Annotated in this window: 17 protein-coding genes; 2 read left to right on the top strand and 15 right to left on the bottom strand. The window is 35.2% G+C overall.

The annotated features are described in order from the left end of the window. Positions 1-194 precede the first annotated feature (194 nt). Positions 195-860, bottom strand: a complete 666-nt coding sequence (locus ACO052_RS15260; RefSeq protein WP_422104652.1) for a PolC-type DNA polymerase III — start codon at positions 858-860, stop codon at positions 195-197. Position 861: 1 nt separating this feature from the next. Next, positions 862-2,751: a DUF294 nucleotidyltransferase-like domain-containing protein gene (locus tag ACO052_RS15255; protein WP_422104651.1), complete on the bottom strand. Its 1,890-nt coding sequence runs from the start codon at positions 2,749-2,751 to the stop codon at positions 862-864. Positions 2,752-3,109: 358 nt separating this feature from the next. Between ACO052_RS15255 and ACO052_RS15250 the strand changes: the two genes are divergently transcribed. Continuing rightward, on the top strand, positions 3,110-4,654 hold the full coding sequence (locus tag ACO052_RS15250) for a hypothetical protein (protein ID WP_422104650.1): 1,545 nt from the start codon (positions 3,110-3,112) through the stop codon (positions 4,652-4,654). A gap of 31 nt (positions 4,655-4,685) precedes the next feature. Next, on the top strand, positions 4,686-5,390 hold the full coding sequence (locus ACO052_RS15245; RefSeq protein ID WP_422104649.1) for a hypothetical protein: 705 nt from the start codon (positions 4,686-4,688) through the stop codon (positions 5,388-5,390). Positions 5,391-5,460: 70 nt separating this feature from the next. On the opposite strand, the gene ACO052_RS15240 is transcribed toward ACO052_RS15245, so the two are convergent. The 13 genes from ACO052_RS15240 to ACO052_RS15180 form a co-directional block, all read right to left on the bottom strand. Then, positions 5,461-5,832 (bottom strand): hypothetical protein, encoded by a 372-nt coding sequence (locus ACO052_RS15240; protein WP_422104648.1) that lies wholly within the window; start codon positions 5,830-5,832, stop codon positions 5,461-5,463. Beyond that, positions 5,829-6,329 (bottom strand): thermonuclease family protein, encoded by a 501-nt coding sequence (locus tag ACO052_RS15235; protein ID WP_422104647.1) that lies wholly within the window; start codon positions 6,327-6,329, stop codon positions 5,829-5,831. Before ACO052_RS15235 ends, ACO052_RS15240 begins: the two co-directional genes overlap by 4 nt. Next, on the bottom strand, positions 6,330-7,271 hold the full coding sequence (locus ACO052_RS15230) for a hypothetical protein (RefSeq protein ID WP_422104646.1): 942 nt from the start codon (positions 7,269-7,271) through the stop codon (positions 6,330-6,332). It abuts the gene before it with no gap. 8 nt (positions 7,272-7,279) lie between these two features. Then, positions 7,280-8,548, bottom strand: coding sequence for a beta-carotene 15,15'-monooxygenase (locus tag ACO052_RS15225; RefSeq protein ID WP_422104645.1), 1,269 nt, complete (start codon positions 8,546-8,548; stop codon positions 7,280-7,282). Between the two features lie 10 nt (positions 8,549-8,558). Beyond that, positions 8,559-8,948 (bottom strand): hypothetical protein, encoded by a 390-nt coding sequence (locus tag ACO052_RS15220; protein WP_422104644.1) that lies wholly within the window; start codon positions 8,946-8,948, stop codon positions 8,559-8,561. Between the two features lie 6 nt (positions 8,949-8,954). After that, the gene (locus ACO052_RS15215; protein ID WP_422104643.1) at positions 8,955-9,254 is read right to left on the bottom strand and encodes an excalibur calcium-binding domain-containing protein; all 300 of its coding nucleotides are present in this window, start codon (positions 9,252-9,254) and stop codon (positions 8,955-8,957) included. Between the two features lie 3 nt (positions 9,255-9,257). Next, positions 9,258-9,506, bottom strand: coding sequence for a DUF4236 domain-containing protein (locus tag ACO052_RS15210; RefSeq protein ID WP_422104642.1), 249 nt, complete (start codon positions 9,504-9,506; stop codon positions 9,258-9,260). After that, entirely contained in the window at positions 9,507-9,983 is a 477-nt protein-coding gene (locus tag ACO052_RS15205) for an SH3 domain-containing protein (RefSeq protein ID WP_422104641.1), read from the bottom strand. It lies immediately after the preceding gene. Positions 9,984-10,077: 94 nt separating this feature from the next. Continuing rightward, complete coding sequence (locus tag ACO052_RS15200; protein WP_422104640.1) at positions 10,078-10,260, bottom strand: YegP family protein; 183 nt, start codon at positions 10,258-10,260, stop codon at positions 10,078-10,080. Between the two features lie 96 nt (positions 10,261-10,356). Beyond that, entirely contained in the window at positions 10,357-10,653 is a 297-nt protein-coding gene (locus ACO052_RS15195) for a hypothetical protein (RefSeq protein WP_422104638.1), read from the bottom strand. Between the two features lie 5 nt (positions 10,654-10,658). Continuing rightward, positions 10,659-10,796: a hypothetical protein gene (locus ACO052_RS15190; RefSeq protein ID WP_422104637.1), complete on the bottom strand. Its 138-nt coding sequence runs from the start codon at positions 10,794-10,796 to the stop codon at positions 10,659-10,661. Positions 10,797-11,034: 238 nt separating this feature from the next. Further along, positions 11,035-11,703: a response regulator gene (locus ACO052_RS15185; protein ID WP_422104636.1), complete on the bottom strand. Its 669-nt coding sequence runs from the start codon at positions 11,701-11,703 to the stop codon at positions 11,035-11,037. Between the two features lie 9 nt (positions 11,704-11,712). Beyond that, the gene (locus ACO052_RS15180) at positions 11,713-13,410 is read right to left on the bottom strand and encodes a tetratricopeptide repeat-containing sensor histidine kinase (protein WP_422104635.1); all 1,698 of its coding nucleotides are present in this window, start codon (positions 13,408-13,410) and stop codon (positions 11,713-11,715) included. Between the last annotated feature and the right edge of the window lie 23 nt (positions 13,411-13,433).

Genomic DNA, 13,433 nt, shown 5'->3' with positions numbered 1-13,433 from the left:
TCCCGACTGTGGGCACTGAGCGGAGTCGAAGTGTAAGCGTCGGGATGTACCTCGACAAGTGTCACGCTGAGCTTGTCGAAGCGCCGCGCCTTCCAAAGTCTTGTACGGCGGACAGGCAGTCGAAGTACCGAAGTGCTCAGTAGAACTATCGAGAGGTCTTCGGCGTTTTTATCAAGAAAAAATGATTCCAAAATCTACAATAACCCAATACGCCTCGAAGGCCGCTCCAAATCACGTAAGCTTAAATTCGGATGTATTAACCTTAATTTAGCCACAAGCTTTAGAAACAACAGCGCGGTTATATAAGCATCACCAGAAGCCGTGTGCCGATCATGCAAGGGAATCTTAAAGCGTTCCGCCAATTCATCCAAGCCGAAATGCATTCCACTGGGATCCAACCTTGTCTTTTGAAAGAGATGACCCGTATCCAGTACCTTATTCTTAAGTTTTGGCAGGCCCTGACGTTGCAATAGCCCATTCATCATCGCCACATCAAAAGCGGCATGATGCGCCACCAAAACCGCATTTTGCACATAGTCTAGAAATTGTACAAGGGCTTCAGATTCTTCTATTTTGGTCAGTTTCCCTGCTTTAAGTAAGCCATGGATTTTTACCGTATCCGCATTAAACTGCTCTTGTATGAGGTAGGATTCCAGTTGGTCGGACACTTTAATTTGAAGTCCTTCTATAGCCACACAACCGATGGATAACACACGATCGGTCTTGATATCCAAGCCTGTCGTCTCGGTATCGAATACCACAAAACGAATAACCTTAGGATCTTGGACTTGCTCTTTGGAAAAGTAGTCCAAATAGGTATTCCAATAGTCTGGGTAGGATTTACGCTGAAACCAATTCATATTAAAGTAGATGAGAAAGGTTAAAACGGGTTTTTATCAATTCCTGAACCGCTTTTACGGCTTTAAAGCTACGTTTAAGACGTAAGCGATTCCCTTTGCTTAGGGATTCCAAATCGATAAAACGCCCAGAATCGCTATTGGACAAGCCCTGTTTGGTCCGAAAGCGCAAGAGGTTTTTATAGGCTTCGATACAGAAGTTATAGGTATCCTTATTTTGTGGTTCGAGCTCTACCAGTTTTTCATAGCGTTCAATGGTATTATTGACGGATTTGATGTTATGCGATAAGATCAACAATCGCGCCGCATCCACCAAGGGCATCATGGCTCTGGCCTTAATATCAAACTGGTCTTTATGTGCTCCATCGGCCTCGACAAGGAACTGTCTAAAAAAGCTTAACGGCGGTGGGTTTTGCAAGGCGTTCCTTCCCAAATAGGTAAGGAAAATATCATGGGCTTCTATATGTTGGAAGATATGCTCTGAGAGTTGACGCACCAATTCCTTATCCCCATAGACATATTCATAATCAAAGAATATGGTGCAGAGCATCAAGTTATCCTGATCGGGCGTGGTGATCCAACGTTTAAACTGTTGGGACCATTCTGGCACCGAATTGCACCATTTGGGATTATTACCCATCATTTGTGCTGGACATAATTCAAAACCAACAATTTCAAGGGCCTTGTTGATGTGATCGGATAGCTCCAAGAAATAAGTTTTGGTGCTATCATAATCGGCTTTAGGAACATCCTTAAAAACGAGGGCATTGTCTTGATCGGTCATAAGGAGTTGCTCTTGCCGTCCTTGACTTCCGATAGCCAACCAGGCAAATGGGCTTGGGGGAGCTTCACCCATTTTAGTCAGAGCAAACCCAATAATACTTTGGGTAATGGCGTCATTAATCGCCGAAATGAGGCGTGACATAAAGTCGATAGGAATGTCTTGCTCTAGATAGCGCTTCAGGAGTTGTTCGGTGCGTTCTCGAATCCCTTTGAGTTGTTCGACCGAATGACTACGCTTGATTTCCTTGATGAGAGCAGAGGCATTGTTTTCGCGTAAGACAATAATATCGTGCTCGGACAAGATACCTGTCAAAGCGGACTGATCCGTACCATCTTTGGTAATACATAAGTGGGTGATACGATGCTTGAGCATGGCAATTTGTGCTTCAGCGACTGTGATGGTCTCAGGATAGGTGATGACTGGCGACGACATAATGGAGGAGACCTTATCGGAGATGTTGTATTGACCTGTAGCGATTTTTGTGCGCAAGTCTTTATCGGTAATGATGCCAATAGGTTGGGTGTCTTCAACAATCACAATAGAGCCCACATGTTTTTCGGTCATGATTTGAGCCGCTTCTTTAACGGTGGTGTTGAGATTACAGGTTACAGGATTCTTGGAATAGTCTGCGGTTTGCAGATAGGTATATTCCGAAGAACGGTTGAGGGCTTCCATAAAATCATCATCATCTTTACTTTGAGCTCTGGTATTAGAGGCAAAACTGGCCATGAGAAACTGGCTGGCTTTGGTATTGGTAGTGATATAGGTTTCCAGCAGTTCAGAGGAAATACTATAGACAATACTTTCCTCTATGGCTTTGGCTTTAAGCTTATAGTCACCTTTACGAAGTAGAGCACGAAGCCCAAAAATATCGCCTTCATCACATTCATCCACCAAGGTATCATTAGCTCTAAACAAACCGATGGCCCCATCGCGTACGACATAAAAATGATTGGCTACGGGTTGTCCGATATCGAACAGGGATTGCCCATTCTCCAAGTAGATGACATCCACGGCCTGGGATACGGCCATGAGTTGCTCACGATTAAGCACATTAAAGGGAGGAAAGGCTTTAAGGTAATCGTAAATCCGTGCAGCTATGGTATTCATGATGACAATTTAGCTAAAAATTAAAGGCGAATACATGAGAAAGCTCATGTTTATTGCTAAAATGGTATAGTTATCCTCAAATGCTAATATTTGTCATTTCGAAATGAGCAAAGCGATTGAGAAATCTCATATTGAGTACAGCTAAATCACATAATCATATTTTCTCTAAATAAAGCTGATGCGATGTCTCACACAGGGTTCGACATGACTTTATCTGTCACTTCGAGTGTCCTGACGTTTACCGTCAGGATGTATCGAGAAGTATTCTACCAATCGCAATATACCCTATATCGGGTATGGTTTACCAAGGTCCTTGCCGTTAGTTTTGACTATCAACTAATAATCAACTTGAAACACCATGAAAACAAAATTTGTTACCCTCGCAATTATTCTTTTTTCCTTCATTTTACATTCTCAAAATAATGATAACGAAGAAATTATTATAGATTTTCAAACAATGAATACTACCTCAAATAATAGTAAATTGTTAAATCCAATTGATTATGGTAAATTTTATTCATTTCAAATAGATAATGTTAACAAATTCTTATACCAAGTTACTATTGTAGGCAATAGTATCTCTTTAGATACACCAGTACCAACAGAATTACAACGACTTTTTCGTTTATCGGGTGAAGAATTAGAGCAAACCACCGAACAAGAAGCTGCAGATGACGCTGCGCAAGAAGCTGCAGATGCCACTAGTTCCATGAAAGCCAACCTCTCAGTTTTTAGTAAAACACTTGAGACCAGCATTAATAAGAATAATAAGAAAGCGTTTAAAATGCAACAAGATATTAATGATTTGGCTAAACGTGGAAGATCGACCAAATCCAAAGAACAGGAGGCAGAGGCTTTAAAGGAATTTACTATGCAACAGCTGGACTTAAAATCCGAAGTAGATGATTTATTAAAGAAAATGGATGACTTTTCTGATGAGCTAAGCAATTTATTAGATGAAATATATACTTTAAAGGTAGTGCGAGTGAAGTTAATTAATCTTGCGACTAGGAATGTATCATATCTTCAGATGCAAAAAGATCTTGAAGATGATTCGAGCCTAAAACCTAAAAATCCAAATTTCGACTTCAATAACTTAGCTTCTAGTTTAAAACAACTTAAGGCAGAAATGGAAGAATTAAAACCAAAACTCGGAGCTGAACAAGTAATTCAATTAGACAATACATATAAAAAGAACAATGAAGCTTATGCAGCTTTAGATAAAAGTAAAGCCTTAATTGCTTTCAGTCAGGTGGACTATTTATATGGCGAACTAAAGAATAAGAATAACTTTATAGCCAAAGCGCCGCCTATTCAAGCCAATGGCGATTTAGTAAATTTTGAAGTAACTATTACACCAACTAGAACTCATGAGCTTGGATCTTATAAAAACCCGATTACTTATAGTTTTGACGTTCCAGTTAAAGGAGGGCTAAAAGTAGATTTTAGTGTCGGTCCAACTTTTGCTTTTGGTGATGGAGCGTTAGATGAAAAATATTTCTTTGAGTCTACTGATACAGAGAATATGGGCATCTTAAAAGAACGTGACAATAATAATATATTGAATCCCGGTGTTGCTGCAATGATGCATTATTATAGAAGATCTGGAAAAAATATGTCATGGGGTGGATTGTTTGGTGTTGGCGCAGGCTTTCAAAGCATAGATGATGTTAACTTAAGTTTTTATGGTGGTATATCCTTTGTTTTGGGTAAAGAACAAAAGATAATGCTCAATACGGGTGTTGTCTTTATGAATGTAGATCGACTCAAAAAAGGCCAGTTTGAGGTAGATAACACCTATGATACCACTGAAGTATCTTTAAGCGATGTTACCGAAAAAGTATTTAAAGGCTCATTTTTTATATCCATATCTTATAATTTAGCCAATAGAGTAGAAAATTAAGTCTGAATTTGTCATTTAAACCAATTACCAAATGCAAACCACAAATCTCCAACACTCCGATTACCGTATCCGTAAGCTCATTGGCACTTTGGGCTTATGCTTACCGGTAGCCTTACCCATAGCTAAAGGGGAACTTTTGGCCTCCATTAGCCATTATTATTACGATACCTTGTCCTCCTTAATTTTTATTATCATCCTATCGGCTTTTGGACTCTTTTTGTTGTCCTACAAAGGCTATAAAATTGATGACACTACAGAAAGGATAAGTGATGATTTTCTAACCAATTTAGGCGGTTTGGCTGCCTTGGTGGTGGTAATGGTGCCTACGGCCTGTTATGCCAGTGGTAGCGACGCTATAGAGGCCTTATGCGGTACCCCTTTAGAGCCCTTATTTGGCCATGTGGATAAAACAGCCAACGCGGTACACTTAGTCGCCGCAGGGATTTTTATTTTATGTATGGGCTGGATGTCGCGCTATAAGTTTACACGCGGTTCTGACGATGGTAATCATGGCTTATACAAATGGTGCGGTAATGCGGTATTTATTTCTGTAGGATTGATTATTGTGTTTATTATCCTGGAACATTTAAAGGTTGACTTCCCGCTTAAGGATTACTATGTCTTTATTTTTGAAACTACGGCAGTGATTCCCTTTGGAATTTCCTGGTTGGTCAAAGGAAAAGCTATTGACGATGTTAAGACCATGACCAAAATGATGTTTGGGCCTAAGACCTAAGATGAGACTATAAATACTTTAATAAACCCTTGATTTTATAGGGGCTTTTGTTATCTCTAATTGCTGTTAATCAATGTTGATAACATCTTCCATTTGCATTTTTGGTCTTCCGCTTACATCGTTTACCTGATTTGGTTTCACCTGTGCATTGGGTAGCAGTAACCTTTTTGGTAGTTACAGATTTGTCCTTTGTTTTCTTTTTTGATGTTAGTGAATTAGAAGTTTCTTTGGTATTACTAGCAGTAGGTTTGCAAACTTTACAAGCCGTATATCCTAATGCTTTAGCTTTATCTAGTTTAATAGCTTTTTTTGAGTATTTAAGGTAGTGGCAATTACTCTTATGATATTTTTCACCGGTTTTAGTCGTATAGACAGTTTGAGCAGAAACACCATAGCTTATGGCAAATGTTACAAATAGTACTAAGGTTTTAAACGCTTTCATCCTTTAGTTTTTTTCTTTTGTAAATCACGCCATTCCCAAGGTGCTATCGCATTTTGATCTTGCCATAAGCCTATTTTGCTTTTTCTAGCCTGATCTTCCAGAGCTTGAAGCATACTATCCTTAGAGTACTTTCTGTAGTGCCATGCCAAACCATTTTTAATAAGTTCATGACAAAGGCTCAATGAATCATCATAAATGACATTACTGATATATCGCCTGTATCGGTCTTTTTTTAATACGTTCAATTTTACTGCCTTACTAAAAATAGCATCAGATACAAATTTTTTGGCTTTTTTGGAAAAGGGTTGTTTGCGCTCAGGGCAATCGATATTGGCGAGACGTACTTTTATCAATGTAGAATCTTTAGTTAAAATTTTAAAAGTATCACCATCCGTTATAGCTACGACTTTACCAGTAATGATTTGTTTTTTCGGGGAAAATAAATTAATGTTAGCATTAACACTTAGAAGTAAAACGAACCATAATAATTTAAACATTTAGTTTCTTGTTTTTATAAAAGTATCAATTATTTTACTCATATGAGTTGGTAAATCAGTACTATGTATTTCAAACCTTTTAATGTCCATTGATTTAAGCCATTGTGACCAATATTCTTCAATAACTTCTTTTCCATAAGGATTTTTTTTGTCGTGGTTTTGTATTCCTAAAACTAAAACTTCTAAATCACTTAAATCTTGTCTTGTTTGTATAAAACCATAATTCTTTTCATTCATTAAATCTTTAAAATTACTCTTTGTCAATTTAATCCTTCTAAGATATTGTGGTGTTATGTAACTTGTTTTACCATTTTCAATAAGCTTTGTATCCTTATGGTATAAATAACCATCTGTTATAATAATCAAAATATTACGATAACAATCTTCTACCGCATAATGTTTTGCTTTATCCTTGAAAAAACGCCAAATATCCGAGCCAATGAAATTATTGTCTTTAATTGCCAAATTATATATGTCACCCGCCGTTTTTTTATAAAGTGGAAGAACATTTTTTATATTTTCTCTAGTTGCATTATCTCTTGTAAGATCTCGTTTAAGCAGGCTAATCTTTTGGTTAATTGCCTCGTCATTCGGATTGGGCTCTAAAAATACTTGAATCTTATCTTTTATAAGTATGGATTTTTTGCTCAAAACATGGTTTGAAAAAGCTAATGATATACTTTCAATATAACCTAAATCTCTCTCGAAATATGATGGTGTTGATGGATATTTAATAGGGTTTATTCTATCTGACAAGTCCAATAGCAAACTTATATTTAAGTTATTTTGCTTATTATTCATTAAATATTCGGGACAATCATAACTGTTATTATTTATCTCATTTTCGATAACTTTTTCATTGTCATTATCCTGTTTACAACTTAAGAAAGCTATTGCAGAACTAAATATTGTTAAGACTATAAGTAATCTTTTTTTCATCATACTAATGTTTAATAATTTGCTACATATAGTTTATTTTGAAACTGTCCTGAAGAACCAACTTCCTCCAAGTGAGATTCATAAATAGTAGAACTATTTTTAATTAATTCTTGCTTTCTTTCTTTTTTTCCGACTAGACTACTTATAGCCGTAATCCAGCCTTGCATGTATTCGGAAGCAAACAAATTATACTCTTTAACAGGGATAATTACAGCGTCAATTAAACGATTGAGTTCATTAATATTACCTTGATATTTAACGATGTCTTCTTCTAACTGATGCATAGCAGCTTCATGTTCATCAAAAGCATTTTGTTCTATTTCTAGCTTAGATTTTCGCTCAGTTATTGCAAGCTTAATTTTATCCCTTTCTTTATGTTCTTTCATAATAAAATCGAAAACTAAGCCCCAGATGATATAGACTATAAAACCAGCAAAGATGATTCCCCAAAATTCTATTTTCTGAAAAGCTATTGATAAGTCAAAATTCGGACTATTAAGTGTTTTATTTAAATTGTAAAGCTTCTCTTCAATTTGATAGGCTAGTATGGCATCAAAAACAAATGTGATAAAAAAAAGTATAATTGTTTTGAAGAAGTTTGTCCCACTCTTTTTCTCTCCGAACATATGTATAAGGTATCCTAAGCCCATAAATACGAATGGGATAAAGGTGACAAATAGGCCTTCAAGAACACTTTCACTCCAAGCTCTAGTAAATGCTTCAGGGGCAAGAACTGCATTAATTCTACTAGCTCCAATTTCGAACTGTTTAAAAAATGCAGAGTATGAGGTAGAAATATAAAAGGTTAATAGATATACGGTTATAGGAAGTAATAATCCTAAACCAATCCAAAATTTTACAGATGCGCCTTTTTTAGCTTCTATGCCGTACTTTTCAGGATTATTTGGCAAATCTGCTATTTCATACTTAATAACTTCGATTTTCTTTACTCTAGCTTCTTTTTTTTCTTTTAGGTTTTCCAGTAAAACATTTGACGTTTTTATTAAAGTTTCTTTTTCGGCTTTTTCTTTTCTATAAGGTTCATTAAGAGCTTCTTGCTTTTTTTTATTCTCCTTTTCTTCATTTTGAAATTTGGCATAAACTGCATCTAAATGAATTTTTAATGCTGTTGGATTTCCATGATTATCCTCGCTATCTTTATAGCCGGCATCTCTATATGTTCTTTTCCGTTCATGCATGGGAGTCTCTTCACTTAGACTTTTTTCTGTTTTAGGCAGATCTTCTTTTAGTGTTGCAAGTTCCTTTAATTTTTTTAGCATTAGTAGTGTTTTAAAGTTGATTAAGTATAGTCTCAATAGGTTTTCCTTGCTTAGCTTCGGCTAATAAATACGAGGCTAATTCATCTACATTTTCATCTTCAAAACCAAATAGACGAATATATTTTTTTAAAACTGTACTTTCATTATTATCTACCATGCCATCGACCCATATTAATAAGCACAATTCATACAAATAAGTTATCTTTTCAATTACTGTACTTGGAATATTTGAGATGCCAAAAGTTGGGTTCAATAAAATTTTGTTTAGCTGCTCTTCTGTTATTCCACGTTGTTTTGCAAAATCATAAAGCATCTTTAATTCTAGTTCATGAAAATTATCATCGGCAAAAGCCATTTGATAAAGCCTAAGAAAGTGACTTTTTAATTCTGTAGATATCATTATTATTTAGTTTGGTAAGTTTTCACAGGCAATGCCATCATTGTCCGCATCTAAATTTTCATAGCAATTAGGGTCACTGTTATAAGCAGATTGTGCCTCAGATTGCGTTGAGAAATCTGAACAAGTTTTACTTTCACAATTAGAATCATCAGAGCAAGAAATAGAAATCAATAGTGCAATTAGCAGTAATGTTCCTAGACATCCACCTTTACTCTTTTTATCATAAAACTTCTTACTTCTGGAATTCACATAATGTCCTTGTACATAAGTACCATCCTTTTTATAATAGCCTTTTCGATAGCCCATAGCTTAAATTTTGATTAATAATATTATTATTGGAATGCTCGTAAGTATGAGAATCAAAACAGTACAACCACTTTTAGATGATTTAGAGAAGGCTTTTCTATAGGAAAGGCCTGGAATACCTGTTCGAATAGAGTACCCTTTTGAGCTTAAAGATCCTTTTTTAGTTCTATAGCTAGGTTTAATACCAGATTTACTAATGTTAATACCTAAGCCTTTACCAAGTTTTATCCTTTTTTGAAATCTGAAGCCCATTTAATTTATGTTTAGGTATTTGGCATATACATATCCAATAGAATTAGAAGCCACAACCTTAACTTTTAGCCAAGAGCCTTTAATTTTTAATAATTCAACCTTTGAGTATTTATTTAACTTCTCAATGATTTTGAATTTTGTACTAGGCCCTTCTCGAAGATTTAATGAACTAGATGAGACGTACAAAATATCCCCCTTTTTATAAATAACTTTTGAGTTCGTTGATGACTTATAAGATTTTGGTTTTCTGCTTGATGTTCTCTTTTTGGTATTGCCTGAGCTACATACTCCACAAGTACCGCCATTTTTTGCACAATGTTTACATCCTGTACAGTTTTTGCAAGCTGTACAATATGCCGAACCTTTGCACCCACGACCTTCTAAGCAACATGAGGCAACTATTTCAGATTTGTTGGATTGACTATGACAACTAGCATAACTTATATTAAATAGAATTACAAATAAAAATATCTTCATAACTTGTCGTTTTATGCTTCAAACTTAAACCCATTAAAAACTAAAACCTTACGGGATTCCGTAAGGCTGTTAATTAATAGACTATGTGCTTCCTCTAGGTCAAATCTTCAACTTCAGCATAAGGAGCATTATCCTTGACAGATTGAATGCCGTTTTTACATCCCTGCTTAGTAGTATAGCCCTCGCTTGTGGCAATTGTCTCACCGTTACCAGCTTTTAAGTTGAACATATATTCTCCGTTACTTCTTTTTTTAATGATAAATTTTGCTTGCCCCATGATTCTAGGTTTTAAGATTAATAATTACTCTAACATAAAATGAAGAAAAGACAAAACCTTACAGAATTCCGTAAGGTTTTGCTTTCTTTGATTTTTTTATTCTAGCTCAAGTTTTCTAGCTAATTGGGTCTCTATTTTTTTCCATTTCCTGTAATTAACTTCATCATTTGCTTCTAAATATGCTGCCGCAACAAAGCCAGCTTGTACGTATGCGTCCATATCAGAACCACTGTTTTTAGCTATTTCATATTGTTTTTCTGCATCCAATGCAACTTGAAGCTCAATTTTGTCAAGCTCATTTCTAGCTTTTTCTTCAAGACCTCCACCAAATAGAAAATACAGTAGTATTGCTGTTATAATTAATGCTGAAATTATTTTGATACTTTTCCTCATTTTGATTACTTTTTCTTTTTAGGCGCTCTCTGAGATAGAGCGCTTCCAGCTGCTTTTTTACTATCCTTGCTCGTTCTCTTATCCTTTAATACTCTGGAGGCTGCTGAGGCTGCTTTTTTACTTGTTTTTCTTTGTTTTGCCATAATTGAAAATGTTATTTTATTATTGGAATTTTTGGTTTGTTTGGTATTGAAGGTGTTCCTGGTACTGGTCTATCTGGAATAGAAGGCTTGTGAGGTATTCTGTCTGGTTGAATAGGAGGTTTGTTAGGATTATTACTCATGGTTTTAAATTTTAATGTTAATAATACCCAAACCTAAAACTACAGGTCAAGTATTCCTTACGGAATACCACAAGGCAAAAAAATATTTAGGAAATGTATTAGATTAAACCCCTATCGATAGCAATAGCGACCAGTTGTTCTGAGGTATGCGCATCAAAAAGGACTTTAAGCTTATTAATCCGCTTTTCAATACTACTAAGGCTGCGTGCAGGGAAGTCTTTTTCTTTAAAGTAATCGGCGATTTGATCCCTTTTTAAGCCTTTTGCCAATAGCTGTAATAAGAATTTGTCATATTGATCCGTCTGGGATATATCATCAATATTACGAAGTAGTTGTTCAACATTGTTAGAGTAATAGCTTTTATCCTCTAAAACTGAATAGATTGCTTTTTTTAGGTCATTTAACTCTTCGCGTCCTTTTTCAACATAGGCATTTATATGATAGGTTTCAATAAGGGTTTTTATTTTACCTATACGATGTTCTACGGAAAATACAATGATTTTTATATCTGGTTGGATGGCCCTTACAGATTCTATAAGCTGTTCGCCTGACGTAAGCTCCCTTTCGCGATGATTCTCTTTAAAAGACAAATCTGTTATTAAAAGCCCGAAGGGTTGCTTGGTGTGTAAGGCTCCCTTTATTTTTAGAAGCGCATCGTCACAATATTGTGATGTTATGACATTAGAAATACCCAGTTCAATCAGTGTTTGTTCTACACCTTTATTGATCGAATTTTGGTCTTCGGCTATTATAACGTTTTGAAACATAAGAAGTATTTAACTGTTAAACTTTAGAATGGCCTTAAAACCATTTCCTTCTGAAGTTGTGAAATTAAAACTTCCTCCTATACCTTTTATACGGGATTCCACATTTGCCAAACCATTGAATTTAGTGACTTTAGTAGAAAAGCCTATGCCGTCATCCACATAACGAATCTCTTTTCTAGCTTTTTTTTCTTTAAATACAACGCTTACTAATTTTGCCCGGCTATGCTTTTTCATATTCACCATGAGTTCTTGCAAGCACCTGTAAATCACCATTTTTTTATAATCTGGTACTTTCTTCCAATTTATAGTGTTAATATCATTTATGACAATTTTGGTGCCTGCTTTATTATGTTGTAAAAGTAGGTTAGATAGACTATCAGGGAAATCGATTAAATCGATACTTGCTGTTTCGGTAGAAATATCCCTTGTACGTAAATAGATATCTTCGATGTTGTCTAAAAGCAATGATTTTTGAGTTGTTGTAACTTCGATGTCATTTTCTACAAAACTCATAAGGTCGGACATGTCATTTGCCAATTCGTCATGAACTTTTTTTGATAATTCGGCTTCTTGTCGATAAGCTGCCTTGATTTTATCTTTTTTATGCTTATCCAGCATTTTGATTATAACAAAAACTGTTAGCATTAGAATTAGAACTGCTAGTCCTTGGTAAGTAATCCGTTTAGATTTTTCAATTTCTTCGTTAAGTCTACTATTCTTAAATTTTAACTCGTTTTCATTTGCGCGTTTAATCTCCTTATCTTTTTCATATTTTAATGCAGCATATGTGTTCTTACTTTTTCTTTCAAAATTTGCTATACTGTCAGAAATTAGTCGATACTCGGAATAATTCGTAAAGTCGCCCCAACGAAATTTTAACTCATATAAGTCAATTTTTTGAGGAATTTTATTTGATTGAACTACAATTTGATCAGCTTTAGAAATATAGTAAGCGGCCTTAGATTGATTGTTTCTATCCAAATAATAATGGCCAAGGTTCATATAACTGGTAAAAACACCATCGTCATAGTTCATCAATTTTCTGAGCCGCAATCCAGACTCAAGATTTTTTAGAGCGTCTGCATCGTTAATCTTGGATTGGGAAAAACCCATATTATCAAGTGCCCTCGCTTCTTGTATGGTATCTGAAATTTTTATACTAGCCTCATATGCTTTCTGATAATAGTCAATTGCTAACCTGTATTTTTCTTGTTCATGGTAAACATATCCTATATTGTTTAAAATGGTTATGCGATACTCTATTTTTTCAATTTTATCTAATGCAGTATTATAATATTGGTGCGCTTTTGCATAGTTGTCTAATTCCCTATATATTTTTCCTAAATGATTATAAAGCGTGTTACTATACTTGAGGGTGTAATAATCATCAGGCTCCGTTTTATCTAAAATTTCTAGGGCTTCAATAGCAGACTTTTCACTATCGTTTAAAAAACCAATTTTCTTCTGTGCTTGGGCAATAGAAATTAAGGCGTATACCTCTCCTAATGGATGATTGATTTTCTGATAGTTTATTAATTGATTTTTAAAAAAAGAAAATGCACTGATAAGATCCTCACTATTTTTAGGTGATCCTATTAATTCTTTGTAATAAGAGGTGCTATCAATGCCCTCTTGTTGTGATTTAGCACTAAAATGGCTAAACCATACTAAAAGGGAAAAAAAGAGGAATGATGCTTTAAGTTTCATTCCTCTAAAATAACAACAAAATC

The sequence above is a fragment of the Winogradskyella sp. genome, from assembly GCF_965228925.1.
GTDB lineage: Bacteria > Bacteroidota > Bacteroidia > Flavobacteriales > Flavobacteriaceae > Winogradskyella.
The sequence above is the reverse complement of the archived record's forward strand: the minus strand, read 5'-3'. Positions and strand labels throughout refer to the sequence as shown.